This is a genomic window from Pseudomonas sp. YA1 (assembly GCF_058680555.1).
Window position 1 is genome coordinate 67238 of the sequence record NZ_JBZWBG010000002.1, and the last position, 25142, is coordinate 92379.

The following is a 25142-nucleotide window of genomic DNA, read 5'->3' on the forward strand; positions in this document are numbered from 1 at the left end:
CCATGGCCCTGCCCCGCCCCACCTCGCCCCACGCCCGCGGCTCCAACCGTACCCCGGCGATCATGCGCCTGGTGCTCGGCGCCTGCGTCCCCGGCCTGCTGACGCTGACCTGGCTGTACGGCCCGGGCACCCTGCTCAACCTGGCCTGGGCCAGCCTCGTCGCGCTGGCCTGCGAGGCCGCCATGCTGGCCCTGCGCAAACGTCCGCCGGGGGTGTTCCTCAAGGACGGCAGCGCGCTGGTCACCGCCCTGTTGCTGGCCGTCGCCCTGCCGCCCTACGCCCCCTGGTGGCTGACCCTGGTGGCGACCTTCTTCGCCCTGGTGTTCGGCAAGCACCTGTACGGCGGCCTCGGGCAGAACCCGTTCAACCCGGCGATGCTCGGCTACGTCGTGGCGCTGGTCTCGTTTCCCCTGGAAATGACCCGCTGGCCCTCGCCGGACAGCGCCCTCGGCCTGCCCGACAGCCTCCGCGAATTCCTCGGCCTCGCTACCCGGCCGGACGCCTGGGCCCACGCCACCGCCCTCGACGTGCTGCAGACCGACCGCAGCCTGACCGTCGACGAGCTGTTCGCCGGCAACCCGGCCTTCGGCCATCTCGGCGGCGCCGGCAGCGAGTGGGTCAACCTGGCGTTCCTCCTCGGCGGCCTGTTCCTGCTCTGGCGCCGGCTGTTCACCTGGCACGCGCCGCTGGGCATGCTCGCCGGCCTGTTCGCCATGAGCCTGCTGTTCTGGAATGGTTCCGGCTCCGATTCCCATGGCTCGCCACTGTTCCATCTGTTCAGCGGGGCGACCATGCTCGGCGCCTTCTTCATCGTCACCGACCCGGTGTCCGGCGCCACCAGCAATCGCGGGCGGCTGGTCTTCGGCCTCGGCGTCGGCGTCCTCACCTACGTCATCCGCGCCTGGGGCGGCTATCCCGATGGCGTGGCGTTCGCCGTGCTGCTGATGAACCTGGCGGCGCCGACCATCGACTACTACACCCGGCCGCGCACCTACGGCCATCGCAAGGCCGAGCGCGGCTTCAAGGTAGGCGACTGATGGACGCCGCGACTCGCCGTTCGATGCTGCGCAATGCCCTCCTGCTCGGGCTCTTCGCCCTGGTCGGAGTGGGCCTGGTAGCACTGGTGCAGCAATTCACCGAAGCGCGCATCGCCGAAGCCCAGCGCGAGGCGCGCGGCCACGCCCTGCTGGAACTGCTGCCGCCGGGCAGCTACGACAACCATCCGCTGGACAGCCAGGTGCCAACCTTCGCGCCGAAGCTGCTCGGCCTGGATGCGCCGCGTCCGGCCTATGTCGCCCGCCTGCACGGCCAGGCCAGCGCAGTGATCCTCCAGGCCAGCGCGCCGGATGGCTACAGCGGCGCCATCCAGCTACTGGTCGGGGTCACCGCCCAGGGCCGGCTGCTCGGCGTACGGGTCGTCGCGCACAAGGAAACCCCCGGCCTCGGCGACCGCATCGAACTGGCCAAGAGTCCCTGGGTGCACGGTTTCGACGGCAAGAGCCTGGGCGATCCGGCGGACGCCGGCTGGGCGGTGAAGAAGGACGGCGGTACGTTCGACCAGTTCGCCGGCGCCACCGTCACCCCGCGCGCCGTGGTCCGCGCCGTGCACAAGGCGCTGCGCTACTTCGACGCCAACCGCGAACGCCTGCTCGCCCCCGAAGAGGCTGCCGGACATGAGTGAACAAGATTTCCGCGAGATCGCCCGCAACGGCCTGTGGCGCAACAACCCGGGTCTGGTCCAGTTGCTCGGCCTGTGCCCGCTGCTGGGCACCAGCAACTCGACGGTCAACGCCCTCGGCCTGGGCCTGGCCACCATGCTCGTGCTGGCCTGCTCCAATGCCGCGGTATCGTTGGTGCGCGGCGCGGTGAGCGAGGCGATCCGGCTGCCGGCGTTCGTCATGATCATCGCCGCGCTGACCACCTGCATCGAACTGCTGATGCAGGCCTGGACCTACGAGCTGTACCAGGTCCTCGGCATCTTCATCCCGCTGATCACCACCAACTGCGTGATCCTCGGCCGCGCCGAGGCCTTCGCGGCGAAGAACGGCGTGCTGCGCGCCAGCTTCGACGGACTGCTGATGGGCCTCGGCTTCGCCCTGGTCCTGCTGGTCCTCGGCGGCCTGCGCGAGCTGCTCGGCCAGGGTACCCTGCTGGCCGACATGCACTTGCTGTTCGGCCCGGCGGCGGCGGACTGGAAGATCCAGCCGTTCCCGCAGTACCAGGGCTTCCTGCTGGCGATCCTGCCGCCGGGCGCGTTCATCATGCTCGGCCTGCTGATCGCCCTGAAGAACCGTATCGATGAAAGCCTGGCGGAACGCGCCAAGGTGCAGGCGGGCGACGTACCCGCCACCCAGCGCCAGCGCGTCCGCGTCACCGGAGTGATTGAATGAATGCCGCCAAGCGCGCGGAGATCTTCCGCCGACTGCACGAAGACAACCCCGAGCCAAGGACCGAACTGGCCTACACCACCCCCTTCGAACTGCTCATCGCGGTGATCCTCTCCGCCCAGGCCACCGACGTCGGGGTGAACAAGGCCACCGCCCGCCTCTATCCGGTGGCCAACACCCCCGAGGCGATCCACGCCCTCGGCGTCGAGGGGCTGTCGGAGTACATCAAGACCATCGGCCTCTACAACAGCAAGGCGAAGAACGTCATCGAAACCTGCCGCATCCTCATCGAAAAGCACGGCGGCCAGGTCCCCGACAACCGCGAGGACCTCGAAGCCCTGCCCGGGGTTGGCCGCAAGACCGCCAACGTGGTGCTCAATACCGCCTTCCGGCAACTGGCCATGGCGGTGGACACGCATATCTTCCGCGTCGCCAACCGCACCGGCATAGCACCGGGAAAGAACGTTCTGGAGGTGGAGAAGAAACTGCTGAAGTTCGTGCCGCGCGAGTACCTGCTCGATGCCCACCACTGGCTGATCCTGCATGGCCGCTACGTCTGCAAGGCGCGCAAGCCGCAATGCGGAAGCTGCCGGATCGAGGACCTGTGCGAATACAAGCACAAGACTTCAGACGATTGATCAACTATTCGAAATCCTATCTTTACGATTGAAAAAATCTTTTTTACCAGCCACGGCTTTGTCGCTATAAGGTGCGCCATTACCACCCCATAAGTTGGAGTGAATGTCATGGCAAAAGCCAAAGAAGAACTCGAGATCGACGACGAAGCCGGCGTTGAAGAGGATGACGGCGAGGAAACCAGCGTCGAGGTGGCCAAGACCAACCTGACCAAGCGTCGCATCATCGACAACCTGCTGGAAGAACGCCGCCTGCAGCGCCAGTTGTCGGACTACGACTTCGACCTGTGAGCAGCGCCGTCCACACCGCAAGCAAGCCCCGCAATTGGCGGGGCTTCGTTTTTCCGGCGGCCATGAAAAGCCCGCCGAAGCGGGCCTGAACACCAGTGCGATCGAGCCGAGACCGCCATGCCCAGCCGGCACGCGCCGGGCGGCGGCCACGGCAACCGCTATCCGACGGTTGCCGTCCCGGCCGTCCCGGATAACGCCGTCAGGGTCGCAGTTCGAACAGCGCCGGCAGCGGCGGCCACTCCGAAGGCACCTTGCGGAAGCGACTGAAGCCGGCGGCCTCGGCCATCTGCCGCGCGCGGTCCTCGCCCATGAAGGCGCCGAGGCCCTCGCCGCCGTGGGACAGCGAACAGGTCATGCAATACAGCGTGCTCTGCGGGTACATCACGCGACCGAACAGGTTCATGTTCTCGTGCAGTTCCTGCGACAGGTTGAGTTCCACCATCAGGTAGGTCCCATCGTCGGCGGTCGACTCGCGCAGGTCCTTCATCATCTGCTGCGGGTCGGTCGCGTCGTGGATGACCACGAAGGTCGTGACGAAGTCGAACTTCTTGCCCGCCAGCGCATCGGAATCGCTGACCTCGAAGCGCACCCGGTCGCCGACCCCCGCGGCCTCGGCGTTCGCCCGCGCGCGTTCGATGGACGGCGCGTGGAAGTCACAGCCATAGACCTGGGCTTCGGGGAACGCCTTGGCCATCATGATCGCGGCCAGCCCGCTGCCGCAGCCGAAATCGAGCACGCTGCCACCCGCCTGGAGCTTTTCCTTGACGCCATCCAGCGAAGGGATCCAGTGCTGCACGAGGAAGTGCTTGTACCAGGGCATGGTCATGCGCTCCATGCCTTCCCAGGTTTCCAGCGGGAAGGATTCCTCGGGGCAACCGCCGCCGCAGCGGAAGGCCTCGATGATCTTCGGCGCCATGCTCACGAAGGGCACGCTCAACTGGATGATCCCGCCGGCGAAATAAGGCGAGTCCTCGTCGGCGAGCACCGGGACGAACTCGGCCGGCAACCGATAGCTCCTGCTCTGCGGATCGTAGGCCAGGTAGTTGCCGGTGACCATGCTGCCCAGCCATTCGCGCAGGTAGCGGGTGGTGTAGCCGGTCTGCTGCGCCAGCTCCTCCAGGGTCACCCATTGGCCATGGGCGAGCGCCTTGAACAGCCCCAGGCGGTCGCCGATGTAGAGCATCGCGCCGCGCAGGGTATTGCCGTAGTCCTCCATGATCCGCGCTGAAAACTGCTTGACCTTCGCGGTTTCGATCTCGTTAGCCTTTGTCATTCTTGTTCTCCATTGATGTGCAGTACCGCCGCCTCTGGCGGCGGGTGATTCAGTGGTGGCTGGCGACCTTGTCCAGCACCTTGTCGACGATGGTCCCGGCCATGCCGAGATGGGTCCGCGGCTCGAACAGCCTGGCCAGGGTTTCCTTCGGCATGACGGCGCCCACCCGCGGATCCGACTCGAGCGCCTGGCGCATCGGAATCCGCTTGCGCTGGCAGGCCTGGGTGATCTCGAAGATGATTTCGTAAGCGCTGCTCTTGCCCAGTTGCTTGGCCATCTCGAAGACGAACGCCTCGGTACAGATCGCATCGCTGTATGCATTCGCCGTCCGCGCCATGGTCTCGTCGTGGACCGTGAGCCCGTCGATGGTGTCGGTCAGCAGCGACAGCGCCATCAGCGCATAGTGGGAAACGTCCGCCACCGCACACCATTCCAGGCGCGTGCCGCGGTAGTCCCGCTCGTGCTCGAGGATCATGGCGTCCAGCGCGAGCAGGACCTGGGCCTTGGCCAGCCGGGCCAGCACCACGACCTGCTCGCAGCCTTCCGGATTGCGCTTGTGGGGCATGGTGCTGCTACCGATCTGCTGCTGCGTCCAGCCCACCTCCAGCTCGCCGATCTCCCAGCGGTTCAGGGTGCGGATCTCGTCGGCGATCCGCGCCAGGGACGCGGTGACCATGGCCAGGGTACTGACGAACTCGGTAACCCGGTCGCGGGACACGTGCCAACCCGCCAGCGGCACGTCCAGCGACAGCCGCCGCGCGAAGCTTTCGAGCAGGAGCATGGCCTCGTCGCCGAAGGCGGCCATCGTGCCCACGCCGCCGAACAGTTGCACCACCAGGATCCGCTTGCGCGCCTCGCCCAGGCGTTCGCGGTGACGCAGCAACTCGTCGATCCAGCCGGCCACCTTCAGCCCGAAGGTGGTTGGCAACGCCGGGATCGAGTGGGTCCTGGCGACCATCAGCGCATTGCGGGTCCCGCTCGCTAGCACCGAGAGCCGGTCCAGGAGGATGTCCAGCGCCCGCTCCGTTTCATCCAGCACATCGCGCATTTCCAGGGACTGCGCGGTGTCCTGGATATCCTGCGTGGTCGCGCCGAAATGCACGTACTCGCGCGCGCTGGGGCTGCAGTTCCGTTGCAGCGCACCCAGCAGGGGCATCAGCGAGTGCCCGGTGCTGGCCACGCCGTCGGCGATCTGCTGCAGGTCGACGGCCGAAAGCCTGGCGGCCTTCGCGATCTCCAGCGCGGCCTCGGGCGGAATGACGCCGACATCGGCCTGCGCCAGCGCCAGCGCCGCCTCCACGTCGAGCCAGCGTTGCAGGCGGCAGTGGCTACAGAAGATCCGTCGGCTCACCGGACCGGCGTAGCCTCCGCCATGGGTTTTAGAGTCAACGATGTGACTGTGTTCGTGCTTGCAGGACGACTCGGCCGGTGCGCCGCCGAAGCTCTGCGGATGCGCGGTGCACGAGGAACGGGCAAGCATTTCCAGCGATTCAGCATCCATCACCTATCCTCCATCACGTACTGGGACTGACCGGTATTTCCTTGGGAAGAGGCGGCGCCTTCGGGCCTGTCGCCCGACGCGCCGGTTCGTGGTTTGCCGGCGACCAGGTCGACCATCTCCGCGGCGAGGCCGACGTAGCCGACGGGGTCGAGCAGTTCTTCGAGCGCCTCGGCGCTGAAACAGCCGCGCAACCTTGGCTGCCCGAGCAGCGCCTCGCGGAACGGAACGCCCTGCCGCTGGGAGGCCTGGGTTATCTCATGGAGCAGTTCGTGGGCGGTCTGCTTGCCGAACTGCCCCGCCAGCGCGAGCATGACCCGCTCCGACAGGATCAGCCCACCCAGGAGGTCGAGGTTGGTGCGCATGCGTTCCTCGCGCACCTCGAGCCCCTCGGCCAGCACCGCCTCCATGCGGGTCAGCAAGGCGCCGGCGTAGACGAACAGCTCCGGCAACGCCGCCCACTCGATGCGCCAGGCGGTGCCGTCGCGCTCGTGCAACTGGAACGCGGCATCGGTGAGCGCCACCATCTGCGCCCGCACCAGCCGCGACAGCGCGCTGACCAGGTCGACCGACGACGGGTTCCGCTTGTGCGGCATGGTGCTGCTGCCCACCTGTCCCGGCCGGCTGCCCTCGCGTACCTCGTCGATTTCGCTGCGCTGCAGGTGGTAGATCTCGTTCGCCACCCGGCCCAGCGTCACCGACACCTGGACCAGCAACCCGGCAACCTCCAGCACCCGGTCCCGGGCGCTGTGCCAACTGGTCGACGGCGCGCCGAGGCCAAGCCTGGCCAGGGTTCGCCGCTGTAGCTCGAAGCCCTGGGCGCCGAACGACGCCAGGGTTCCCACGGCACCGGTCAGGTTGCCGACCAGGACGCGTTCGCGCGCTTCGTCGAAGCGCGCCAGGTGACGGTCGATTTCATCCACCCAGACGGCGACCTTGTAGCCGAAGGTCGTGGGCAGCGCCTGCTGCCCGTGGGTGCGTGCAACCATCGGCGTGTGCTGGTGGCGCAGGGCAAGCGCCAGCAGATGGCCACGGATCGAGTGCAGGAGCCCGAGCGCATGGCCCCAGGCTTCCTTGACCTGCAGCATCAGCCCGGTGTCGAGGATGTCCTGGGTGGTCACGCCATAGTGCACGTACTCCCCCCGGCTACCCTCGCACGACCTCGCCAGGGCGCGGATGGTAGGCACCAGCAGGTGCCCTGTCTCCAGGCTTTCGCGGCCCAGTTGGGTGAGGTCGAAGCGCTCCACCTGGGCGGCGCGGTCGATCTCCCGCGCCGCCTCGTGGGGGATGATGCCCATCTCGGCCTGGGTCGCCGCCAAGGCTCGCTCGACATCCAGCCACCTCCGCACCTGGTTGGTATCGGAAAAGATCGCGGCGAATGCCGGGGACGAGTAGGCGCCCCCGTGTATACGGGATTCCGTAATGTGACTTGGCATTTTCGAGTGCTCGCTTTGTCCCGGTGGAAGTCACTTGACGCTCTGCATCTCTTCCCAGATCGCGTCGTAATAGGCCCTTTCCACACGGAAGTGCTGCGATAGCGAGGTCAGGAACGCATTCTGGAACTGCACGTCCGGAATCCGCCGCGCGATGAGTTGCCATTCGCGCTTGGCCCGCGGCGGTACGAGGCTGATGTGGACCTTGTAGTACTCCGCCTGGTCCTCGCTCAGGCCGGCCTGGAGCAGGGCCCGATAGAGCTTTTCGTGGTTCCCCGGCACGACCAGTTCGGTGATGTAGAACACCGCCAGCCCCCAACCGACCTCGGCATGCCGGAAGGCACGGGCGCGATTGTTCAGGTAGGCGATTTCCTCGGGCATCGTCGAGACGGCCTGGAAGTCCGCCTCCAGGCCGATGGCTTCGAGCAGCTTGGCCAGCAGGCGCGGATGCGAACCCTTTTCGTCTTCCTCGCCCAACTCGCCATAGAGGTAGCGCGCGAGCGCCGCGGCCTCGTCCACATCGGTCAGGTTGACCAACAGATCGGCCGCATCGCGGTACAGGCGGAAGGTGCGGAACCACTGGTGACGGAGGAACACCTGGAGCTGCGCGCGGGAGGCCGAGCCGGAGAACACGTACTGCGACATCGGGTGCCGCTCGCGGGACTGCGCGGCGATTTCCTGTTCGAGACGCTTCTGGAAATCCTCCTCGGACAGCGCCCTGGAAAGATCGGCGGCGGGCATGAAACGCTCTTCGACGCGATAGATCGCCCGGGCCAGCCAACGCCGGGTCTGGGCGGTCGCCACGTCGTCGCTCAACGAAAGGACGTAGAGCAACTGCTGGTACGCGGCATAGGCCTGGCGGTCGCCCTTGAGCCCTGCCTCGGCCAGCGCGGCCAGCTTGCTCGCGGCGCTATCGATCTGGCGGGAAGTAGCGTGGACGGCCAGCGCATCGGCAACGATGCGTGCTTCATCGATGGGCAGGTTCTGCAACTGCGGCAGGGAAAAATTGCGGGTATTCATCCTGTACTCCTTGTTCTTGTTCTGGATAGGCATCAGGCCATGGCCAGGGAATTCGCCTGCATCTGCTCCCAGAGCAGGTCGAAGTAGGCCCGGTTGATTTCGAAGTGGCGCGCCAGCGACTGCATGAACTTGCGCTGGAAGTCTTCGCTCGGCGCGAACTTGGCGATCAGCGCCCACATCTCCTCGGTATCGATCTCGTCCTGGGTGCCGTGCAGGCGATGGAACTCGCTGGGTTGCTCGGGCACGCCCAGGCGCTGCAGGAGTTCGTAGATGCGCCGGTGGTTGACGCAGCTCACCGACTCGACCGCGTACAGGAGCGCAAGGCCCCAGGCGACATCGGTGTGCCGCACGCAACGGATACGGTTGTTGAGGTAGGCCTTCTCCAGCGGATGCAGCGCCGGGAAATCGATGCGCAGCGGAATGTCGAAGTAGGTCATCAGGTGGGACAGCAACGCGGGGTGCGAGCGCTCCGGCGTCTCCGCCCCGGCCTCGCCGTAGAGGTTGCGATAGAACACCGAGGCGTCTTCGATGTTTTCGAAGCGGAAGGCCAGCTCCGCCAGGAGACTGTAGAAGTTGTAGGAACGGACCCAATGGTGTTCCAGGAAGAAGCGCACGTCCTCGACCGGCGGCGTGCCCTGGAACAGGTGGACCGACATGGGATGGCGCACCCGGCTGCGCGCCTCGATCTCGGCGTCGACCTTCTTGCGGAACTCCTCCACCGGGACGGCGCTGAAACCGGCCGGCTCGGGAGCGAAACGATCCTCGACCAGGTAGACCTGGCTCGCCATCCAGCGGCGGGTCGGCTCCGTATGCGGATCGCTGCCTACGTGCAGTTCCAGGAGCAACGCCTGGTACTGCGCGTAAGCCGAAGCATCACCGCCCAGGCCTTTGGCCGTGACCGCGAGAATCGCCTCGAGCGCGAGCGTGATCTGGTCCAGGGAGGCACCCGGTTTCAAGGCTTCAGCCAGGAGAACCGATGCATTTCGGGCAGGTTCCGACATTGTCCGCTGGGGGCGGATATTCATATCGGAGGAAGAATTGCAGCATTGCTGTAACGGATTTGAAGTCATTTGGATCACCCTTGTTTTTGTTGTTGTGCGGGGCGACCGTAAAGCTTGCCACGGTGGCAAGGTCAAGCAATGCAGCGGCCTTGTCGGCGGACAACGGAGTTCGCCGAAAGGTGCTCTTCGATAACACTGGATGCGCTGCGAAAAACCCCGAGCTAAAGGCCTGCGAATCCATCGGAGAATAACTTTTAGGGTTTCCTGTCAGCGCCTCTTGCCGTTCACATAACTGTCACCTCGCGGCCGACTGAAATATTGATTTACAAATTCCAAAGAGTTCTTTCCACAATAGCCAAGCGCCATTGATGGCATATGGACGCGGACTTCAATGAAAATCATTTTCCTATTGCCGGCACTGGGCGAAACGCTACTATCCGACCCTACGCCTGCGTCATGCCCATGCACTCAACGGCCCTCCGGATAACCGGCCTCGCTCAACGCCTTGAGGAATGCGTGCTTGTCCAGAGTGCTCTCGACCCTGGCCTCGCGCCGAGGGGGATCGGTCTCTACGCGCGCCTGGGGATCGACGCCGTGGAGGATACGGGTGACAGTCTTGGCACAACCGCCGCAGGTCATGTTCGGAATATGGAAAGAAAACATCGCAACCTCCTGGTTTGTTGACTCCTGCGAACCATGAGTCCTGCCATCGTGACAAGGTCAACTCATAAATCTCTCAGGTAAACCAAACTTTCAAAAATTCATATGAATAGTTCCAGAGGTTATTCCGCAAAATTAAAACAACGAGCAAAGCCAAGTTCGAACATATAGAACAACTCCGCCCGACAACCGAGATACCGCGTCAGCCAGCTCCACTCACCATTGAGGAACCTCTCGACGATATTCTCCGTGCGGCGCGAGCGCAGAGGCACAGGAGTGACTTCATCCAATAAGAAACGGCGGGCAGCCGGAACGTACCTGAAGAACAGTGAGAAAGTAATACTTCCCCACTCTTCTGAACATTGAATTCCCGAGCAGATACTTTCCATCTGCCCTCTTCACTCATCCATCTGAATGAACTACCGAAAAAGAGTTCGGAACCGACTTATCGATAAGGCGGACAGGGACGAGTGATCCGCGCCAGGCAATCCGTACTCCCGGGGTTCGCCAAATAACCGGAGGACGCGCCGCACGGCCCTCGACCCAGGCAGTCGAGCGAAGGCCGGCGGCTGATCAGGAGCGACTGTCGCGCTGCCGTGCCACGCCTGGAGAGGTATCGTCGGTAGCCACACCACAGCGCCGCGCCCCCGCGCAGGCCTCCCAGCCACCCCCCAGCGCCTTGTAGATACCCACGACGGCAAGGCGCTGCTCGGTGCGCGCGATGCTCAATGCGCGCCGGCTGAGGTAGTCCGAGCGTTCCGCCTCGAGCACGTCCAGGTACTCGCCGTCCCCCTGGACGAAGCGCTCCCGGGCCAGGCGCGCCGCCTCGCGATTGGCCGTCGCCTCGAGCAGGCGCAGGCGGAGCCTGTCAGCGGCAGCGCCATAGCCGTTGAAGGCATCATCGGTCTCCTGCAGGGCGCGCAGTACCGTCCGGTCGTAGAGGATCAATGCCTCCTGCGCACGGGCTTCGCTGGCGGCGATCCGCGCCCGCACGCGACCGCGGTCGAGTAACGCCCAGCGAATCACCGGGTTCAGGACGTTGAAGGACGTACCACTCTCGTCCAAAGCATCGAGATTGCCGGCGACCAGGCCGATCGAGCCGCGTACCTCGACCTGCGGATACAGCCCCGCGGTCTCGACGCCGATACGTGCGGTCGCGGCCGCCAGGTTGCGTTCGGCCGCGGCGATGTCGGCGCGACGCGCCAGCAGTCCCGCCGGGTCGCCGACCCCGAGGGTGCGGAGCGTCAGCCTTTCCCCGGAGGCGCGGGCGACCGGCGGGCTGAAGGCCTGCGGGGCTTCCGCGAGGAGAACGGCCAGCGCATTGCGGGTGGCGGCGCGGCGCCGTTCGAGGTCGGGCACGGCCGCCTCGACGTTGTGCAATAACGCTTCGGCGCGCAACCGGTCGAACTCGTGGGCGGAGCCGGCGCTGACCAGGCGCTCGACCATCTCCAGGCTGTCGCGCTGGTTGCCGGCGATGTCATGGACCACCGCAAGTTCGGCCTCGATGCCCTGTAGCTGGAACCAGGTCATGGCAACCGTAGCCGCGACGCTCGCCTGCACGTTGCGCAGCAGGGCCTCGCGCGAACCCGCCTGCGCCTCGGCGGCCTCCACCGAGCGCCGCACCCGGCCGAACAGGTCGATTTCCCAGGAAGCATCCAGCGCGCCGCGATAGGTCTCGATGTCGCGCTGCTGGCCGGCCGGTGTTTCCACCTCGCCGCGCCGCCGGGCCTGGTAATCGAACGCCGGCCCGCCGCGCGGCAGGAACTCCTCGCGGTTCTCGCGCAGCAGCGCCTTCGCTTCGTCCAGGCGCGCGCCGGCAAGGGCGATGTCGAGGTTCGCCGCGAGCGCCCGCTGGATCAGAGACTCCAGGGCTGGCTCGTCGAACCCGCGCCACCACTCGATCTCCACGCCACTGCCATCGATACCCGCCGGCATCGCGCCGAAGCTGGCCGGTGCGGACGCGCTCGGCGGCGCATAGTCGGGCCCCACCGCGGCACAGCCGCCCAGCAGGATCAGCGCGCTCAACGAAGACCGCAGGTATGGCTTCATGGACGGCCTCCCTCCAGATGCGCCAGGCTGCCGCCGGCGCGTCGCTCCAGGCGCGCCGCCAGTGCCCGTACCAGTACGTAGAACACTGGCGTGAGGAACAGGCCGAACAGCGTCACCCCGAGCATCCCGGCGAATACCGCGACGCCCATGGCCTGGCGCATTTCCGCTCCGGCGCCGCTGGCCATGACCAACGGCACCACGCCGGCGATGAACGCCAGCGAGGTCATCAGGATCGGCCGCAGGCGCAGGCGGCAAGCCTCGACCACCGCCTCCAGCGCACGGGCGCCCTCGGCCTCCAGCGTGCGGGCGAACTCGACGATCAGGATCGCGTTCTTCGCCGCCAGGCCGACCAGCACCACCAGCCCGATCTGGACGAACACGTTGTTGTCGCCGCCCACCAGCCACACCCCGGCGATCGCGCTGAGCAGGCACATCGGCACGATCAGCAGGACCGCCAGCGGCAACAGCCAGCTGTTGTACTGCGCGGCGAGGATCAGGTAGGCCAGCAGCACGCACAGCGGGAAGATGAACAGCGCGCTGTTACCGGCCAGCTTCTGCTGGTAGGTCAGGTCGGTCCATTCGAAGGTCATGCCCTCGGGCAGCACTTCGCCGGCCAGGCGCTCCATCAACGCCACCGCCTGTCCCGAACTGACGCCGGGAAGCGCGCCGCCGCTGATATCGGCCGACGGATAGCCGTTGTAGTGGATTACCCGGTCGGGACCGGAGCTGGGCGTCACGGTGACGAACGAGGACAGCGGCAACATCGCCCCGGCGGCATTGCGTACCTGCAGGCGCCCGATGGCTTCGGCCTGCATGCGGTGCGGCGCATCGGCCTGGGCAGTGACCTTGTAGGTGCGCCCGAAGCGGTTGAAGTCGTTGATGTACAGCGAGCCGAGGTAGACCTGCAATGCCTCGAACACATCGGCCAGGCGAACGCCCTGGCTCTTCACCTTGGTGCGGTCGACCACCACCTCGAGCTGCGGGGCATTGATATCGAAGCTGGTCATCAAGCCCCCGAGCTGGCCGGACTCAGTGGCCTTCATCATCAGCACCTGGGTCTGCCTGGCCAGGGCTTCCAGCCCGGCGCCGCCGCGATCCTCGACCTGCATCTTGAAGCCGCCGATGGTTCCCAGCCCCGGTACCGGCGGCGGTGGGAAGACCCCGAGGAAGCCGTCGGGAATGCTGGCGAACCTGGCTTGCAGGCGCCCGGCGATGGCCAGCGCGCCGAGATCGGCGGAGGTGCGCGATTCGAACGGGTCGAGCATGAAGAACATGACCGCGGCGTTCGGCACGTTGACGAAGCCGTTCACCGACAGGCCCGGGAAGGCCACGACGCTCTCCACCCCCGGCTCGTCGAGGCCGATCCGGGACATCTGCCTGACCACCGCATCGGTACGCTCCAGCGACGCTCCGTTCGGCAACTGGGCGATGCCGACCAGATAGTACTTGTCCTGCATCGGCACGAAGCCCGGTGGCACCGCCTGGAAACCGACCCAGGTCAGGCCAAGCAGGCCCCCATACACCACCAGGGCCAGGCCGCTCACCCGCACCACCTTGCGCACCGCGTTGCCGTAGGCCTCGGGGGCATTTCGCAACGGTCGGCCGAGGACCTGGAGCAGTCGCTGGAAGCGCCCCGCCACCGCATCTCCGGCCGGCCGCGGACGCAACAGCAGGCCCGCCAGGGCCGGGCTGAGGGTCAGCGAGTTGAGCGCCGACAGGATGGTGGAGATGGCGATGGTCAGGGCGAACTGACGATAGAACTCGCCCTGCAGGCCACTGAGAAAGGCCGTGGGGATGAACACTGCCGCCAGCACCGAGGTGATCGCCATGATCGGTCCGGTGACCTCGTCCATCGCACGCCGCGCGGCCTGGAGCGGCGGCTCGCCGTTCTCGATGTGGCGCTCGACGTTTTCCACCACCACGATGGCGTCATCGACGACGATGCCGATCGACAGCACCAGGCCGAACAGCGACAGGGTATTCAGCGAGAAACCCATCAGATGCATGATGGCGAAGGTGCCGACCAGCGAGACCGGCACTGCCATCAGCGGAATCAGCGAAGCACGCCAGCTACGCAGGAACAGCACCACCACCACCACGACCAGCAGGATCGCCTCCAGCAGGGTGGTGGCCACGGTCTGCAACGAAGCGCGGACGAACACCGTCGGGTCGTAGGCGATGCGCGCGCTGAGGCCGGCCGGGAAGTTGCCTTCGAGCCTCGCCACGGTGGCACGCACCGCTTCGGCGGTATCCAGCGCGTTGGCTCCGGGGCTCTGGATTATCTGCAAGGCCACCGCCGGCTCGCCGTCCAGCAGGCTGCGCAGCGCATAGGCATCGCCGCCCATCTCGATCCGCGCGACGTCGCGCAGGCGCGTCACCTGGCCGTCGGCGCCGGTGCGGACGATGATGTCGCCGAACTGCTCTTCGTCGCTCAGGCGCCCGAGGGTATTCACCGTGACCTGGAAGGCCGCGGTGGAGTCCGGCGCCTGGCCGACGGCGCCGGCCGCCACCTGGACGTTCTGTTCGCGTACCGCGGCGATCACCTCGCCCGCCGTCAGCCCGCGCGCGGCGATCAGGTCGGGGTCGAGCCACAGGCGCATGCTGTACTCGCCGGCGCCCCACACCACCACATCGCTGATCCCCGGCAGGCGCAGCAGTTCGTCGCGCACCTGGAGGTAGGCGTAGTTCGAGATGTACAGCGGGTCGTAGCGTTGCTCCGGCGACAGCAGGTGCACCACCATGAGGATGTCCGGCGAGGTCTTCTGGGTGACCACGCCCTGCCGCTGCACCTCGTCGGGCAGGCGCGAGAGCACCCGCGAGACCCGGTTCTGCACCTGGATCTGGGCCATGTCGGGATCGATGTGCTGGTCGAAGGTGATGGTCAGGATCATTCGCCCGTCGGTGGCCGACTGCGAGGACATGTACAGCATCCCCTCGACCCCGGTGATCGCCTGCTCCAGCGGCGTCGCCACCGTCTGCGCGATCACGTCGGGGTTGGCGCCGGGATAGGCGGTGGTCACCTGCACGGTCGGCGGCGTCACCGCCGGGTATTCGCTCAGCGGCAACTGGAAGAACGAAACGATGCCTCCGATCATCATCAGCACCGAAAGAACGATGGCGAAGATCGGCCTATCGATGAAGAAGCGTGGGAATGTCATTGTGCGGCCCCCACGGTCTTCGACAGGTCGACGGGCGTGCCATCGATTTCCGCAAGGAGCGGCGTGATCTGCATGTCCGGCCGCACCAGGCCCTTGACGACGATGCGCTCGCCCGGCTGCAGGCCCTGGCGGACGACCCGCAGGCCGTCGACCATCGGGCCGAGTTCCACCGGCCGGTACTGGGTCTTGTTGCCTTCGTCGACGACCAGCACATAGCGCCGGCCCTGGTCGGTGCCGATGGAATGGTCGGCGACCAGCACCTGCTCGCGAGGCTTGCCGGTCTCCAGCCTGACCTTGGCGAACAGCCCCGGCGTCAGTTGCCCGTCCGGGTTGTCGACCACCGCCCGAACCCGGACCGTGCCGGTCCCGCGGTCGGCGGCATTGGCGAGGAAATCGAGGCGACTGCTTCGTCCATAGGACTCGTCGGTGAGCAACGCCACCTTGACCCTGGGGGCCTGCTCGCCTTCCCTGCCGCGGGTCGGCGCCAGGGCCTGCAGGTAGGTGCGCTCGTCGACATCGAAGTACACGTACAGCGGATCGACCGAGACGATGCTGGTCAGCGCGGTGACGCCATTGGTGACGTAGTTGCCCTCGGTGACCTGGATATGCCCGACACGCCCGCCGATCGGTGCCGTCACCCGCGTGAAGCCGAGATCCAGTTGCGCCGCGTCGAGGGCGGCCCTGGCCGCATCGACCTGGGCCTTGCTGGCATTGCGCGAGGCGATGGCGCTGTCGAGCCGCTCCCGGGCGACGACCTTCCGCGCATACAGCAGCTCGGCTCGCTCGTGTTCGGTGCGCGCCAGCAACGCCGCGGCCTCGGCCTCGCGCAGGCGCGCCCTGGCGGCATCCTGCGCCGCCTTGAACACGCGCGGGTCGATGAGGAACAGTTGCTGGCCCTTCTCTACCAGACGGCCTTCCGGCACCGTAACGTCCTGGATGTAGCCAGCGACGCGCGGCCGCAGTTCTACCTGCTCGACAGCGGTCAGCGAGCCGGTGAACTCGGCGTAGGGTGTCACCGGGCGAACCACCACCTCGGCTACGGGAACGCTTGGCGGGGCGCTCGCCGCTCCCGGCGGCGCCGATTCCCCGCAGCCAGCGATAAGGGCCGCGACACCTAGCGTCGCGGTGATGCGGATGAAGTGTCTGAGATTCATTGTTATGCCTTCCTGGTCTGAGCCTGCGTGGCCTGGCTGGACGAAACCGCTTCCGTGGCCGGTTATCGACCTTGACACCTTGGTAAGGTCAACCCCCCTTTTTCCGTCCTCATGGCGAAGGCGCAGCGAGCTTTCGGCCGGTCACCGGGGGCGGAACGCCTGGCACGCTCGGAGACGCAGCGGGCAGCTCGGGAGGGTGGCGGAGGCAGGCCGACCGGCTATCGACGGCCGGCCCAGGGAAGAGGCGAAAAACCCTGTAGGAAGGGAAGTCCGGCAAAGGGCCGGTCGCCGGGACGGGGACGATCCCGATCTCGCAGCCGGTTGCCGGCCGCATGGTAAAATCCGCCTTTGACCGTGAAGCTCGAGGCACTGAAAATGCGCATTCTCCATACCATGATCCGGGTCGGAAACATCGATCGCTCGATCGATTTCTATACCCGGGTGCTAGGCATGACCCTGCTCAGGAAGAACGACTATCCCGACGGCCAGTTCACCCTCGCCTTCGTCGGCTATGGCAACGAGGCGGATTCCGCGGTGATCGAGCTTACCCACAACTGGGGCGTGGATGCCTACGAGATCGGCACCGGCTACGGCCATATCGCCATCGAGGTCGACGACGCCTACCAGGCCTGCGACGACATCCGCAACAACGGCGGCCAGGTCACCCGCGAAGCCGGGCCGATGAAGCACGGTACCACCGTGATCGCCTTCGTGACCGACCCGGACGGCTACAAGATCGAACTGATCCAGAAGTCTTCCTGAACGGCCCCGGCTATCGCTTTCAGCAATCCGTAACGAAGAACCCCGGCTCATGGCCGGGGCTCTTCGTTCCATCGCAGGCGGCGCGCGTCGGTCAGGACAGCGTGCGGCCCTTGTTCGCGGCGATGCGCATGCGCAGCGCGTTGAGCTTGATGAAGCCCGCGGCATCGGCCTGGTTGTAGGCGCCGCCGTCTTCCTCGAAGGTCGCGATGTTGGCGTCGAACAGCGAGTCGTCGGACTTGCGGCCCACCACCACGACGTTGCCCTTGTACAGCTTCAGGCGCACTACGCCGTTCACGTTGACCTGCGAGGCGTCGATCATCTGCTGCAGCATCAGGCGCTCCGGGCTCCACCAGTAGCCGGTGTAGATCAGGCTGGCGTACTTGGGCATCAGCTCGTCTTTCAGGTGGGCCACTTCGCGGTCCAGGGTGATCGACTCGATGGCGCGGTGGGCCTTGAGCATGATGGTGCCGCCGGGGGTCTCGTAGCAGCCACGGGACTTCATGCCGACATAGCGGTTCTCGACGATGTCGAGGCGGCCGATGCCGTTGATCCCGCCGACGCGGTTCAGCTCGGTGAGCACCTCGGCCGGGGTCATGTCCTTGCCGTCGATGGCGACGATGTCGCCCTTGCGGTAGGTCAGCTCGATGTAGGTCGGGGTGTCCGGCGCGTTTTCCGGGGAAGCGGTCCACTTCCACATGTCTTCTTCGTGCTCGGTCCAGGTATCTTCCAGCACGCCGCCTTCGTAGGAGATATGCAGGAGGTTGGCGTCCATCGAGTACGGCGACTTCTTCTTGCCGTGGCGCTCGATCGGGATGCCGTGCTTCTCGGCATAGTCCATCAGCTTCTCGCGGGACAGCAGGTCCCACTCGCGCCAGGGCGCGATCACCTTGACGCCGGGCTTCAGCGCGTAGGCGCCCAGCTCGAAGCGGACCTGGTCGTTGCCCTTGCCGGTGGCGCCGTGGGAGATGGCGTCGGCGCCGGTCTCGTTGGCGATCTCGATCAGGCGCTTGGCGATCAGCGGACGAGCGATGGAAGTGCCCAGCAGGTACTCGCCTTCGTAGACGGTGTTGGCGCGGAACATCGGATAGACGAAGTCGCGGACGAATTCTTCGCGCAGGTCGTCGATGTAGATTTCCTTGACGCCCATCGCGCGGGCCTTGGCGCGAGCCGGTTCGACTTCCTCGCCCTGGCCGAGGTCGGCGGTGAAGGTCACCACTTCGCAGTTATAGGTATCTTGCAACCACTTCAGAATTACCGAGGTATCCAGGCCGCCGGAATACGCCAGGACTACCTTCTTCACATCCGCCATGCCATCACTCCACGGGGGTCGTCACGAAAAGCGACAATTCTACGCAGGGCATTCGGGAAATTACAGAGGGGCGACAGCTTTAGACGCAAAAGCGACAGATTCTATCGTTTGCGCGACTCAAACCGTGGGTTTTCCCTGAAGCGAGGCGGCCGGAGGCTTCGGTGCGGCAGGTTCTGCCGCGGGCGGCGCCGGCTTGTCCTCGGCCTTCGGCGCTTCCGTCGCCGGCTCGACCACCGCCTCGCGCGACAGGTGCACGGTGACCCGGCGGTTGCGCGCACGGTTGGCGGCGCTGTTGTTGGCCACCAGCGGGTAGCGCTCGCCGTAGAAGCGCACGTTGATCTGGCTTTCCGGCACCCCGTTGCTCTTCAGGTACTCCTGCACCGCCAGCGCGCGGCGGCGCGACAGGTCGCGGTTGGTCAGGCGGTTGCCGCTGTTGTCGGAGTGCCCGTCGAGTTCGATCCGGTTGATGCTCGGATCGGCCTTGAGCAGTTGCAGGATGATGTCCAGCTTGGCTCGCGCCACGTCGTTCAGCGCCGTGCCGCCGTCGGGGAAGCCGACCTGGGCCAGCTTGACCTGGTCGAAGTTCACCGGCAGCAGCTTGGCGATGCAGGCCTGGTACTGGCTGTAGACGCTGGCGAAGCGCGCCGGCAGCAGGCGCACCTCCAGGCGATCGCCCTGCCAGGTGCGATGGCGGACCAGCGGGCTGCGCCCCTCGAGCAGGCCGGTGAGCAACCGACCGGCCTGTTGCTGGTTGCTGTTGAACGGCACCTCGCCGCTACCGATGCTGACCTGGCCAAGGTTGATGTCGCCCTGTCCCGGTCGCCAGGGCGGCGCGGCAGCCAGCAGGGTCGCCGCCCCGCGCCCCAGCCACTGGGCCTCGGGCTTCAGGCGGAAGGTCGCCTGCTCGCCGGCACGCCGGACGAACTCGCCGACCCCGAAATTCGCCACCGGCTGCGACAGGCGGCATTCGAACTGGTCGCCTTCGACCTTCCACTCGACGCTCTCCAGCCGCGTCTGGAAGGTCACCGCCAGTGCCGGCAGGCTGCTGAGCAGGAAAGGCAATAGAAGAAGGCGCGGCTGCACGACGGCGGGCTCCGGGAAAGCGTCCAAATACGAAGGATGTATCGGACGGCCCGGACAAAACTTGATAGCGAGTGCCCCGCCCCCCCTTTTCCGGTAGCATTTCCCCCCACGAAATCCCGTCCTGGAAGCCCCATGTCCGACCGTCTCACCCTCCTGCGCCCCGACGACTGGCACATTCACCTGCGTGACGGTGCCGCGCTGGCCAATACCGTCGGCGACGCCGCCCGCACCTTCGGCCGCGCCATCGTCATGCCGAACCTGGTGCCGCCGGTGCGCAACGCCGCCGAAGCCGACGCCTACCGGCAGCGCATCCTCGCCGCCCGCCCCGCCGCCAGCCGCTTCGAGCCGCTGATGGTGCTGTACCTCACCGACCGCACCAGCGCCGAGGAAATCCGTACCGCCAAGGCCAGCGGCTTCGTGCATGCCGCCAAGCTCTATCCGGCAGGCGCCACCACCAACTCGGACTCTGGCGTGACCCGCATCGACAATATCTTCGAAGCGCTCGAGGCGATGGCCGAGGTCGGCATGCCGCTGCTGGTGCATGGCGAGGTGACCCGCGCCGAGGTCGACGTATTCGATCGCGAGAAGCAGTTCATCGACGAGCACCTGCGCCGGGTGGTCGAGCGCTTCCCGACCCTGAAAGTGGTCTTCGAGCACATCACCACCGGCGACGCCGCCCAGTTCGTCCGGGAAGCCCCGGCCAACGTCGGCGCGACCATTACCGCCCATCACCTGCTGTACAACCGCAACCACATGCTGGTCGGCGGTATCCGTCCGCATTTCTATTGCCTGCCGATCCTCAAGCGCAACACCCACCAGGAAGCCCTGCTGGACGCCGCGGTGAGCGGCAACCCGAAATTCTTCCTCGGCACCGACTCGGCGCCGCACGCCCGCCACGCCAAGGAAGCCGCCTGCGGTTGCGCCGGCTGCTACAGCGCCTACGCCGCCATCGAGCTGTATGCCGAGGCCTTCGAACAGCGCAATGCGCTGGACAAGCTGGAAGGCTTCGCCAGCCTGCATGGCCCGGATTTCTATGGCTTGCCGCGCAACACCGACCGGATCACCCTGGTCCGCGAGGAGTGGCAGGCGCCCGCCAGCCTCCCCTTCGGCGACTTCGACGTGGTACCGCTGCGCGCCGGCGAGACACTCCGCTGGAAACTGCTGGAGGCCGGGGCATGAGCGAAGACAACTTCGACGACGAATTCGACGGCAGCCTCCCCAGCGGCCCGCGCCATCCGATGGCGCGCCGCTTCCGCGGCTACCTGCCGGTAGTGGTGGACGTCGAGACCGGCGGCTTCAACTCGGCCACCGACGCGCTGCTGGAAATCGCCGCGACCACCGTCGGCATGGACGAGAAAGGCTTCCTGTTCCCGGAACACACCTACTTCTTCCGCATCGAGCCCTTCGAAGGCGCCAACATCGAGCCGGCCGCGCTGGAATTCACCGGCATCAAGCTCGACCACCCGCTACGCATGGCGGTGCAGGAGGAAGCGGCACTCACCGAGATCTTCCGCGGCATCCGCAAGGCGCTGAAGGCCAATGGCTGCAAGCGGGCGATCCTGGTCGGCCACAACAGCAGCTTCGACCTCGGTTTCCTCAATGCCGCCGTGGCGCGTACCGGGATCAAGCGCAATCCGTTCCATCCCTTCTCCAGCTTCGACACCGCCACCCTGGCTGGCCTCGCCTACGGCCAGACGGTCCTGGCCAAGGCCTGCCAGGCCGCCGGCATGGAGTTCGACAACCGCGAGGCGCACTCGGCACGCTACGACACCGAGAAGACCGCCGAGCTGTTCTGCGGCATCGTCAACCGCTGGAAGGAAATGGGCGGCTGGATGGATGACGACGACTGAGCCTCGGCCCACTTAGGCGGATAACGCCAGGACGTTATCCGTCCTACGCGACCGGTCAGGCAATCTCCCCCTCTTCGGAGCGAGGCGCGTGACCTGGGATGGGGCTGCCGGCCCTCGCGAGCCCATGAAAAAGCCCCGCCGAAGCGGGGCTTTTTCCAACGCGCGAAGCAGGCTCTTCTTACAGCTTGCTGGCGTTCTCGGCCAGGTACTTGGCCACGCCTTCGGGCGAGGCGGTCATGCCCTTGTCGCCCTTCTTCCAGTTGGCCGGGCAGACTTCGCCGTGCTCCTCATGGAACTGCAGGGCATCGACCAGACGCAGCAGCTCGTCCATGTTGCGGCCCAGCGGCAGGTCGTTGACGATCTGCGAGCGCACAACGCCTTCCTTGTCGATCAGGAACGCGCCACGGAAAGCCACGCCACCGTCGGACTCGACGTCATAGGCCTTGGCGATCTCGTGCTTGGTGTCGGCCGCCAGAGTGTACTTGACGGCGCCGATGCCACCCTTGTCCACCGGGGTGTTGCGCCAGGCGTTGTGGGTGAAGTGGGAGTCGATGGAAACGCCGATCACCTCGACGTTGCGCGCCTGGAACTCCGGAATGCGGTGATCCAGGGCGATCAGCTCGGACGGGCAGACGAAGGTGAAGTCCAGCGGATAGAAGAACACCAGGCCGTACTTGCCCTTGATGGCCTCGGACAGGGTGAAGCTCTCGACGATCTCGCCATTGCCCAGTACCGCGGCAACGTTGAAGTCAGGCGCTTTCTTACCTACGAGTACGCTCATTCCATGTCTCCTTTAAGCGGAAGGTTGAAGGACGGCACCGCAGCCTGCCGGCTCCTCGCGAAGCCTCGATGGCAGGGGCGCCGTTCCCCGGGAAACAACCATCATACACCCCGCCCCAGCCGGCGCTAAGTCTTTGTCCGACAAAGCCATTTGTCGGGGGGCGAAAAAAACCCGACTAAAACGCTCCAGGGAACTTTGACAATCATTCTCATTATTATTAGTATCTTTTCCAACTCAACTTCCCAGTAGCCAGATCGCCATGTACGTCTGCCTCTGCCAAGGTGTTACCGACAACCAGATCCGCGATGCCATCTACGAAGGCTGCTGCAGCTATCGTGAGGTTCGCGAAGCCACCGGCGTCGGTACCCAGTGCGGCAAGTGCGCATGCCTGGCCAAGCAGGTGGTACGCGAAACCCTCAACGACCTGCAGAGTGCCCAGCCGGTACCGGCGTTCGGGACTACGGCGTTCGTCGCTGCCTGAAAAATATTTTTTATCCCTCTTTCAGAAGAACCGGGCCTGGCGCCCGGTTTTTTTATGCCTTCAATTCAATGACTTAGCGGCAGAACGCGGAAAGAAAACATTCGTATTCATATTCTTTTTCCCTTATATTTCAATAACTTAGGTTTGACACCCTGCTTCGTCGCGGCCAAACTTGGCGAATCACACCCACTACGACGGCAGGATTCGGCATGAAAGGCGACAAGAAAGTCATCCAGCACCTCAACAAGATCCTCGGCAACGAGCTGATCGCGATCAACCAGTACTTCCTCCACTCGCGCATGTGGAACGACTGGGGCCTGAAGCGCCTCGGCGCCCACGAGTACCACGAGTCGATCGACGAGATGAAGCATGCCGACAAGCTCATCGAGCGCATCCTCTTCCTCGAAGGCCTGCCCAACCTGCAGGACCTCGGCAAGCTGCTGATCGGCGAGAACACCCAGGAAATGCTGCAGTGCGACCTGAACCTGGAGCTGAAGGCGACCAAGGACCTGCGCGAAGCCATCGTGCATTGCGAGCAGGTGCACGACTACGTCAGCCGCGACCTGCTGAAGGACATCCTGGAGTCGGAAGAAGAGCACATCGACTACCTGGAGACCCAGCTGGGCCTGATCCAGAAAGTCGGCCTGGAGAACTACCTGCAGTCGCACATGCACGAAGACGACTGATCGGGAACCACGACGAAGCGCCGGCGGCCTGCCCCGCCGGCGCTTTTTTCTTGCCCGCCAGAAAGCCTCAGGCGCTGCGCGGCGTACGCCGGACCAGATCGGCGCGCAGGGCCAGCAACAGGCAAAGACCGACCAGCACCAGCAATGCCCAGCGCAGGCCGATCTCGTGGGCCAGCAGGCCGATCAGCGGCGGCCCCATCAGCAGTCCGCCATACCCCACGGTAGAGACGGCGGCGACCCCGATCACCGGATCGATGCCCGGCTGGTTGCCGGCGGCGCTAATCACGATCGGCACCATCACCGACAGCCCCAGGCCAACCACCCCGAAACCGGCGATGCTCAGCGCCGGCCAGGGGCTGAACAGCGCTACCAGCATGCCCAGCGTGGCCAGCGAACCCAGGCCGCGCAGCAATGGCGCATCGTCGATGCGTCCGCGCAGGCGGTCGCCGAACAGGCGCCCCACCACCATCGCCGCGGAAAACGCCGCGAAGCCCAGCGCCGCCACCCGCTCGGAAGCATCCAGAACGCTGTGCAGGAACAGCGCGCTCCAGTCAGCCACGCCGCCCTCGGAAACGAACGCGCAGAGAATCAGCAGGCCCAGGCCGAGCAAGGCCCGCGGCGGCAAGGTGAAGCCGCCGCCCTTGCGCGCGCCCGCCTTGCTCGGATCCGGCGGAAGCAACGCGCGTACGAAGAATGGCAGGCTCAGCAGGCCGAGTGCGGTGAGAATGAGGAAGTGCCAGAACGGCGTCAGTCCGGCCAGGGCCGCGGCGCTCAACGCACCGACCAGGCAGCCGAGGCTGTACATGCCATGCAGCATGGACATGCAGGGCTTGCCGAGCAGGCGCTCGACATCCACCGCCTGGATGTTCATCGCCACGTCCATCCCGGCGAAGCTCACACCCAGCACGTAGAAGGCCAACGCCAGTTGCCACCAGCCCTGGCTCAGGCCGAGCAGCGGAAACACCAGCAGCATGATCAGGCAACCGCCGATCACTACGCTGCGGCTGCCGATGCGCTGGACCAGGAAACCGCTCAACGGGAACGCCGTGAGCGCGCCGACCCCGACACCGAGCAGGGCCTGGCCGAGCGCGCGCTCGTCCAGCTGGGTCTGCTCCTTGAGCGCCGGGATGCGTCCCATCAGGTTGCCGATGACCAGCCCGGCCATGGCGAAGAAATAGATGCAAGCCAGGCGACCCTGGCGAGGATTGACTTCCGACATGGAGGCTCCCGGTTTCCTTGCTGGTTTCTCCGGACAAAAAAGAAACCCCGCACAAGGCGGGGCTCTTCGTCGGATGCGCGGATCAGGCGTTGGCTTTGGCCGCCGCGTCCTTGACCAGGGTCTGCAGTTCGCCCTTCTCGAACATCTCGGCGAGGATGTCGCTGCCGCCGACCAGTTCGCCATTGACCCACAGCTGCGGGAAGGTCGGCCAGTTCGCGTACTTCGGCAGGTTGGCGCGGATTTCCGGGTTCTGCAGGATGTCGACGTAGGCGAACTTCTCGCCACAGGCCATCAGCACCTGGGCCGCGCGCGAGGAGAAACCGCACTGCGGGGCGTTCGGCGAACCCTTCATGTACAGCAGGATGGGGTTGTTGGCGATCTGCTCTTTAATGGTTTCGATGATGTCCATGGC

General features: G+C 65.7%; 26 protein-coding genes. 10 read left to right on the top strand and 16 right to left on the bottom strand.

The genetic code is table 11. The annotated features are described in order from the left end of the window. Window positions 1-2 precede the first annotated feature (2 nt). The 5 genes from AC4OR5_RS02690 (at window position 3) to AC4OR5_RS02710 (ending at window position 3313) form a co-directional block, all read left to right on the top strand. On the top strand, window positions 3-1037 hold the full coding sequence (locus AC4OR5_RS02690; protein WP_058161209.1) for an RnfABCDGE type electron transport complex subunit D: 1035 nt from the start codon (window positions 3-5) through the stop codon (window positions 1035-1037). After that, the gene (gene rsxG / locus AC4OR5_RS02695) at window positions 1037-1681 is read left to right on the top strand and encodes an electron transport complex subunit RsxG (RefSeq protein ID WP_058161210.1); all 645 of its coding nucleotides are present in this window, start codon (window positions 1037-1039) and stop codon (window positions 1679-1681) included. The genes AC4OR5_RS02690 and rsxG overlap by 1 nt, the downstream gene beginning before the upstream one ends. Beyond that, window positions 1674-2390 carry an electron transport complex subunit E gene (locus AC4OR5_RS02700; protein WP_003092049.1) on the top strand — a complete coding sequence of 239 codons (717 nt, stop codon included), beginning with the start codon at window positions 1674-1676 and terminating at the stop codon, window positions 2388-2390. Before rsxG ends, AC4OR5_RS02700 begins: the two co-directional genes overlap by 8 nt. Further along, window positions 2387-3025 carry an endonuclease III gene (gene nth / locus AC4OR5_RS02705; protein WP_003092050.1) on the top strand — a complete coding sequence of 213 codons (639 nt, stop codon included), beginning with the start codon at window positions 2387-2389 and terminating at the stop codon, window positions 3023-3025. The genes AC4OR5_RS02700 and nth overlap by 4 nt, the downstream gene beginning before the upstream one ends. Before the next feature lie 108 nt (window positions 3026-3133). Then, a complete protein-coding gene (locus AC4OR5_RS02710; protein ID WP_003092052.1) occupies window positions 3134-3313 on the top strand; it encodes a PA3496 family putative envelope integrity protein in 180 nt (59 codons plus the stop codon). 199 nt (window positions 3314-3512) lie between these two features. Here the strand turns inward: AC4OR5_RS02710 and AC4OR5_RS02715 are convergent, their stop codons facing one another. From AC4OR5_RS02715 to mexP, 11 genes are all read right to left on the bottom strand, one after another. Next, window positions 3513-4586 carry a class I SAM-dependent methyltransferase gene (locus AC4OR5_RS02715; protein WP_003092054.1) on the bottom strand — a complete coding sequence of 358 codons (1074 nt, stop codon included), beginning with the start codon at window positions 4584-4586 and terminating at the stop codon, window positions 3513-3515. 49 nt (window positions 4587-4635) lie between these two features. Next, window positions 4636-6087 (bottom strand): class-II fumarase/aspartase family protein, encoded by a 1452-nt coding sequence (locus AC4OR5_RS02720; RefSeq protein WP_003092055.1) that lies wholly within the window; start codon window positions 6085-6087, stop codon window positions 4636-4638. Further along, window positions 6087-7520, bottom strand: coding sequence for an adenylosuccinate lyase (purB, locus tag AC4OR5_RS02725; RefSeq protein ID WP_058161211.1), 1434 nt, complete (start codon window positions 7518-7520; stop codon window positions 6087-6089). The genes AC4OR5_RS02720 and purB overlap by 1 nt, the downstream gene beginning before the upstream one ends. A gap of 30 nt (window positions 7521-7550) precedes the next feature. Continuing rightward, complete coding sequence (locus AC4OR5_RS02730; RefSeq protein WP_003110004.1) at window positions 7551-8537, bottom strand: HOASN domain-containing protein; 987 nt, start codon at window positions 8535-8537, stop codon at window positions 7551-7553. A 32-nt stretch (window positions 8538-8569) separates the two neighbouring features. After that, on the bottom strand, window positions 8570-9607 hold the full coding sequence (locus tag AC4OR5_RS02735) for an HOASN domain-containing protein (protein WP_003138125.1): 1038 nt from the start codon (window positions 9605-9607) through the stop codon (window positions 8570-8572). Next, on the bottom strand, window positions 9498-9779 hold the full coding sequence (locus tag AC4OR5_RS02740) for a hypothetical protein (protein ID WP_162140467.1): 282 nt from the start codon (window positions 9777-9779) through the stop codon (window positions 9498-9500). The genes AC4OR5_RS02735 and AC4OR5_RS02740 overlap by 110 nt, the downstream gene beginning before the upstream one ends. Window positions 9780-10006: 227 nt before the next feature. Continuing rightward, a complete protein-coding gene (locus AC4OR5_RS02745; protein WP_003122179.1) occupies window positions 10007-10201 on the bottom strand; it encodes a heavy-metal-associated domain-containing protein in 195 nt (64 codons plus the stop codon). Window positions 10202-10320: 119 nt separating this feature from the next. Continuing rightward, window positions 10321-10587, bottom strand: coding sequence for a hypothetical protein (locus AC4OR5_RS02750; protein ID WP_127891027.1), 267 nt, complete (start codon window positions 10585-10587; stop codon window positions 10321-10323). Window positions 10588-10771: 184 nt separating this feature from the next. Further along, a complete protein-coding gene (opmE, locus tag AC4OR5_RS02755) occupies window positions 10772-12247 on the bottom strand; it encodes a multidrug efflux transporter outer membrane subunit OpmE (RefSeq protein ID WP_003122178.1) in 1476 nt (491 codons plus the stop codon). After that, window positions 12244-15405 carry a multidrug efflux RND transporter permease subunit MexQ gene (gene mexQ, locus AC4OR5_RS02760; RefSeq protein WP_003110006.1) on the bottom strand — a complete coding sequence of 1054 codons (3162 nt, stop codon included), beginning with the start codon at window positions 15403-15405 and terminating at the stop codon, window positions 12244-12246. The genes opmE and mexQ overlap by 4 nt, the downstream gene beginning before the upstream one ends. After that, a complete protein-coding gene (mexP, locus tag AC4OR5_RS02765) occupies window positions 15402-16559 on the bottom strand; it encodes a multidrug efflux RND transporter periplasmic adaptor subunit MexP (RefSeq protein WP_003117521.1) in 1158 nt (385 codons plus the stop codon). The genes mexQ and mexP overlap by 4 nt, the downstream gene beginning before the upstream one ends. A gap of 375 nt (window positions 16560-16934) precedes the next feature. Between mexP and gloA the strand changes: the two genes are divergently transcribed. After that, window positions 16935-17321, top strand: a complete 387-nt coding sequence (gloA, locus tag AC4OR5_RS02770) for a lactoylglutathione lyase (RefSeq protein ID WP_003110007.1) — start codon at window positions 16935-16937, stop codon at window positions 17319-17321. A gap of 91 nt (window positions 17322-17412) precedes the next feature. Here gloA and AC4OR5_RS02775 read toward each other — a convergent pair whose 3' ends face one another. Both AC4OR5_RS02775 and motY read right to left on the bottom strand, forming a co-directional pair. Beyond that, complete coding sequence (locus AC4OR5_RS02775; RefSeq protein WP_003092065.1) at window positions 17413-18630, bottom strand: argininosuccinate synthase; 1218 nt, start codon at window positions 18628-18630, stop codon at window positions 17413-17415. A gap of 117 nt (window positions 18631-18747) precedes the next feature. After that, window positions 18748-19713 carry a flagellar protein MotY gene (gene motY, locus AC4OR5_RS02780; protein WP_058161212.1) on the bottom strand — a complete coding sequence of 322 codons (966 nt, stop codon included), beginning with the start codon at window positions 19711-19713 and terminating at the stop codon, window positions 18748-18750. A 132-nt stretch (window positions 19714-19845) separates the two neighbouring features. Here motY and pyrC point away from each other — a divergent pair, with 132 nt between their 5' ends. Both pyrC and rnt read left to right on the top strand, forming a co-directional pair. Further along, window positions 19846-20892 carry a dihydroorotase gene (gene pyrC / locus AC4OR5_RS02785; RefSeq protein WP_003092068.1) on the top strand — a complete coding sequence of 349 codons (1047 nt, stop codon included), beginning with the start codon at window positions 19846-19848 and terminating at the stop codon, window positions 20890-20892. After that, window positions 20889-21563, top strand: coding sequence for a ribonuclease T (gene rnt / locus AC4OR5_RS02790; protein WP_003092070.1), 675 nt, complete (start codon window positions 20889-20891; stop codon window positions 21561-21563). Before pyrC ends, rnt begins: the two co-directional genes overlap by 4 nt. A gap of 178 nt (window positions 21564-21741) precedes the next feature. Here rnt and AC4OR5_RS02795 read toward each other — a convergent pair whose 3' ends face one another. After that, on the bottom strand, window positions 21742-22344 hold the full coding sequence (locus AC4OR5_RS02795) for a peroxiredoxin (protein WP_003092073.1): 603 nt from the start codon (window positions 22342-22344) through the stop codon (window positions 21742-21744). 259 nt (window positions 22345-22603) lie between these two features. Between AC4OR5_RS02795 and AC4OR5_RS02800 the strand changes: the two genes are divergently transcribed. Together AC4OR5_RS02800 and bfrB are read left to right on the top strand one after the other, a co-directional pair. Further along, a complete protein-coding gene (locus AC4OR5_RS02800; RefSeq protein WP_003092075.1) occupies window positions 22604-22825 on the top strand; it encodes a bacterioferritin-associated ferredoxin in 222 nt (73 codons plus the stop codon). A gap of 209 nt (window positions 22826-23034) precedes the next feature. Next, window positions 23035-23511: a bacterioferritin BfrB gene (gene bfrB / locus AC4OR5_RS02805; protein WP_003092078.1), complete on the top strand. Its 477-nt coding sequence runs from the start codon at window positions 23035-23037 to the stop codon at window positions 23509-23511. A 67-nt stretch (window positions 23512-23578) separates the two neighbouring features. Here the strand turns inward: bfrB and AC4OR5_RS02810 are convergent, their stop codons facing one another. Further along, on the bottom strand, window positions 23579-24730 hold the full coding sequence (locus AC4OR5_RS02810) for an MFS transporter (RefSeq protein ID WP_034015868.1): 1152 nt from the start codon (window positions 24728-24730) through the stop codon (window positions 23579-23581). A gap of 82 nt (window positions 24731-24812) precedes the next feature. After that, window positions 24813-25139 (bottom strand): Grx4 family monothiol glutaredoxin, encoded by a 327-nt coding sequence (gene grxD, locus AC4OR5_RS02815; RefSeq protein ID WP_003092082.1) that lies wholly within the window; start codon window positions 25137-25139, stop codon window positions 24813-24815. Window positions 25140-25142 lie beyond the last annotated feature (3 nt).